Origin of the sequence: Mesorhizobium sp. M7A.F.Ca.CA.001.08.2.1, from assembly GCF_003998455.1 — a bacterium.
GTDB classification, from domain to species: Bacteria; Pseudomonadota; Alphaproteobacteria; order Rhizobiales; family Rhizobiaceae; genus Mesorhizobium; species Mesorhizobium ciceri.
In genome coordinates, this window is the sequence record NZ_RZPW01000646.1 from 1 (window position 1) to 3,650 (window position 3,650).

The following is a 3,650-nucleotide window of genomic DNA, read 5'->3' on the forward strand; positions in this document are numbered from 1 at the left end:
CGCTGGGACACGGCCCCGCCGGCATCGCGGTAGAGAAAGCCGAGCTTGCGCTCGTTGCGGATGGCCTGCCGCACCAGACCAAGGTCGATGCCCTCGGTGGCCACGGCAGGAGGCCCGACCAGCAGTGTGCTCGCGTCAAGATCCTCGCGCAGATCGTCGGGCAGCACGGCTGCGATCTTGGCCAACGCGTTGGCGGCGGCGGCCGAGAGACGCTGGTCCGGCTGCCTGGCGACCCAGCGCGAGCCGAGCACAATGGCTTCGATCTCCTCGTCGCTGAACATCAGCGGCGGCAGCATGAAGCCGGGCTTGAGCACATAACCCAACCCCGCCTCACCCTCGATCGGCGCGCCCTGGCCCTGCAGCGTGGCGATGTCGCGGTAGAGCGTGCGGATCGAAACGCCCGTCTCGTCGGCAAGCATGTGCCCGCTCACCGGCCGGCGATGCCGGCGCAAGCACTGTATGAGGTCGAGTAGGCGTTCGGAGCGGGACATCGAGCAGATTTGCCTGTTTCTTTGACATTGGTCCATCGCCGGCAGACATAAACCGGAGAGGCCGACCTGTCGGACTTGGTTGCGAAGCCGGTTGCCCTATGTCAAAAGCGGCCACGCCGTTCGGAGTTGCCCCCGCTTGAAGTCTTTTCGCGACAAACGCCGCGACAACCGTCCACATCCATCCGCCAAGAGTGCGGCGGACGTGTCACGCCCGCGTCCCGGCCAGGCTCCTGCCAGACCGGAAGCGCCACCGCGCGAGCGCCATGAGGCGAAGACGGAAAATCGTTCCGAACCGAACTCGGCGCCGCGCATCCTGGCCCGCCGCGAAGGCGCTCTGCCCACTGAACATCTTCCCGTGATCCTGGAAGTGGCGCCCAATGCCGATTATGCGCTGCTCGACAGCGGCACCGGCCAGAAGCTCGAACAATATGGCCCCTACCGGATCGTGCGGCCAGAGGGCCAGGCGATCTGGCAAAAGGCCTTGCCGGCAAAGGAATGGGAGCGCGCCGACGCCGTCTTCACCGGAGACACCGACGAGGAGGGGATCGGCCGCTGGCGTTTCCCGAAGCTGCCGCTCGGCGAGACCTGGCCGATGAAGCATGACGGCATCGACTATCTCGGCCGTTTCACCTCGTTTCGTCATGTCGGCGTCTTTCCCGAGCAGGCTTCCCACTGGGACCACATGGCCGGGCTGATCGCGGCGGCGAAGCGGCCGGTCAAGGTTCTGAACCTGTTCGGCTATACCGGTCTCGCTTCCTTGGTGGCGGCTCGCGCCGGTGCCGAGGTCACCCATGTCGATGCCTCGAAGAAGGCGATCGGCTGGGCCCGCGAAAACCAGGAGATGGCCGGCCTCGGCAGCAAGCCGATCCGCTGGATCGTCGACGACGCGGTCAAATTCGCCGAGCGCGAGGAGCGCCGCGGCAGCCGCTACGATATCATTCTGTTCGACCCGCCGGCCTATGGCCGTGGCCCCAAGGGCGAGGTCTGGCAATTGTTCGAGGACCTGCCCGATTTGACCGACCTCTGCCGGGCGATCCTGACGCCGAAGCCGCTCGCCGTGGTGCTGACCGCCTATTCGATCCGCGCCTCCTTCTTCGCCATCCACGCCCTGATGCGCGATACCTTTGCCGGTATGGGCGGCAAGGTTGAATCGGGTGAGCTGATCATCCGCGAAAAGTCCGCCGGCCGGGCGCTATCGACCTCATTGTTTTCGCGTTGGGTGGCTGAATGAACGAGCGGCATGCAGGCGCACCCGGCCAGGTGAAGGAGGTCACCAGCCTCGCCAATCCGCTGGTCAAGGACATCAAGGCGCTCGCTCAGAAGAAATTCCGCGACCAGCAGAACGCCTTCATGGCCGAGGGATTGAAGCTGGTCATCGATGCGCTCGATCTCGGCTGGCAGATCAGGACATTGGTTTTCGCCAAGGCCGGGCGCGGCAACGCTGCGGTGGAGAAGGTGGCCGCACGCACGGTTGCGGCAGGCGGCATGGTGCTCGAAGTGTCGGAGAAGGTGCTGGTCGCCATCACCCGTCGCGACAACCCGCAAATGGTGGTCGGCGTCTTTTCGCAAAAATTCCTCGCCTTGAAGGATGTCCGCGCTGACAATGGCGACGTCTGGGTGGCGCTCGACCGGGTGCGCGACCCCGGCAATCTCGGCACTGTCATCCGCACCGTCGATGCCGTCGGCGCCAAAGGCGTCATCCTGGTCGGCGATACCACTGATCCATTCTCCGTGGAGACGGTGCGTGCCACCATGGGTTCGATCTTTGCCGTGCCGGTGGCGAAGGCGACAACCGAGGCTTTCCTCGCCTGGCGAGGCGGGTTTTCAGGCCTCGTCGCCGGAACCCACCTGAAAGGCGCCGTCGACTACCGCTCGGTCGATTTTTCCCGCGGGCCCGTGCTGCTGATGATGGGCAACGAGCAGCAGGGACTGCCCGAAAGCCTGGCTGCGAGTTGCGACAGGCTGCTCAGGATTCCGCAAGCGGGCCGTGCCGATTCGCTCAATCTGGCCGTTGCCACCGGCATCATGCTGTTCGAGATCCGGCGCGGCGCGCTGAAGCTCGAGCCAATCCTGGACCAGCAATGAAGGTTGCCTGCCCGTGAGATCATGGTCTCCCTACGCATTGCTCGTCGTCGCGGCCATCGCGCTCGACCAGTGGATAAAATACCTGGTCGAGGCCGATCTGCCTTTTCAGGAGAAGGTTGATCTGCTGCCCTTCCTGGCGCTGTTTCGCACCTACAATACCGGCATCGCCTTCTCGATGTTCTCGTCCTTCGGCGACACCGGGCTGATCGTCATTTCGCTCGCCGTCGTTGCTTTCGTGCTGTTCCTGGCGACACGGATCGCGCCGTCCCAGATCCTTGCCCGCACCGGCTTTGCGCTGATCGTCGGCGGCGCGCTCGGCAATCTGATCGACCGCGCCGTCTACGGCCACGTCATCGACTACATCCTGTTCCACACGCCGGTCTGGTCCTTCGCCGTCTTCAACCTTGCCGACGCCTTCATTTCGGTTGGCGCGGCGTTGGTCGTCTTCGACGAGCTGGTCGGCTGGCGGCGCGAACCCAAAGCCAGTCCTTCCAAGGATTGACCCCGTGCGGCCATCGCCGCACAGTTCATGTCGTCAAGATCGCGGAGAAAGACATGTCCGAAACCTTCAAAGCCATCCTCGTTTCGCGTGACGCCGAGAAAAAGCAGTCGGTCGCCGTGACCGATCTCACCGAGGCCGACCTGATGGAAGGCGATGTCACCGTCGCGGTCGAGGCAACGACGGTGAACTACAAGGATGGCTTGGCGATCACAGGCAAGGCGCCGGTGATCCGCCGCTGGCCGCTGGTGCCGGGCATCGATTTCGCCGGCACCGTCATTTCGTCCTCGCATCCCGACTGGCGCGCCGGAGACAAGGTCGTGCTGAATGGCTGGGGCGTCGGCGAAACCCATTTCGGTGCCTATGCAGGCCGTGCCCGCGTCAAGGGCGACTGGCTGGTGCCGCTGCCGCAAGGCATCAGCCCGCATGACGCGATGGCCGTCGGCACCGCAGGATATACCGCCATGCTCTGTGTCATGGCCCTGGAGCGGCACGGCATCCTGCCCGATCGCGGCCCGGTGGTGGTGACGGGGGCAGCCGGCGGCGTCGGCTCGGTCGCGGTCTCCATCCTGTCC

General features: G+C 64.8%; 5 protein-coding genes. 4 read left to right on the forward strand and 1 reads right to left on the reverse strand.

From position 1 onward, the window contains the following. A partial coding sequence (locus EN914_RS28190; protein WP_164778974.1) for a YafY family protein occupies positions 1–491 on the reverse strand: 491 nt, incomplete at its 3' end. Positions 492–627: 136 nt separating this feature from the next. Between EN914_RS28190 and EN914_RS28195 the strand changes: the two genes are divergently transcribed. From EN914_RS28195 to EN914_RS28210, 4 genes are all read left to right on the forward strand, one after another. Beyond that, positions 628–1,722: a class I SAM-dependent rRNA methyltransferase gene (locus EN914_RS28195; RefSeq protein WP_013529577.1), complete on the forward strand. Its 1,095-nt coding sequence runs from the start codon at positions 628–630 to the stop codon at positions 1,720–1,722. Then, a complete protein-coding gene (locus tag EN914_RS28200; RefSeq protein WP_013529576.1) occupies positions 1,719–2,576 on the forward strand; it encodes an RNA methyltransferase in 858 nt (285 codons plus the stop codon). The genes EN914_RS28195 and EN914_RS28200 overlap by 4 nt, the downstream gene beginning before the upstream one ends. A gap of 13 nt (positions 2,577–2,589) precedes the next feature. Then, positions 2,590–3,078 (forward strand): signal peptidase II, encoded by a 489-nt coding sequence (gene lspA, locus EN914_RS28205; protein ID WP_013529575.1) that lies wholly within the window; start codon positions 2,590–2,592, stop codon positions 3,076–3,078. A gap of 53 nt (positions 3,079–3,131) precedes the next feature. Then, positions 3,132–3,650 (forward strand): alcohol dehydrogenase catalytic domain-containing protein (locus tag EN914_RS28210; protein WP_164778975.1); only part of this gene is annotated, 519 nt, incomplete at its 3' end.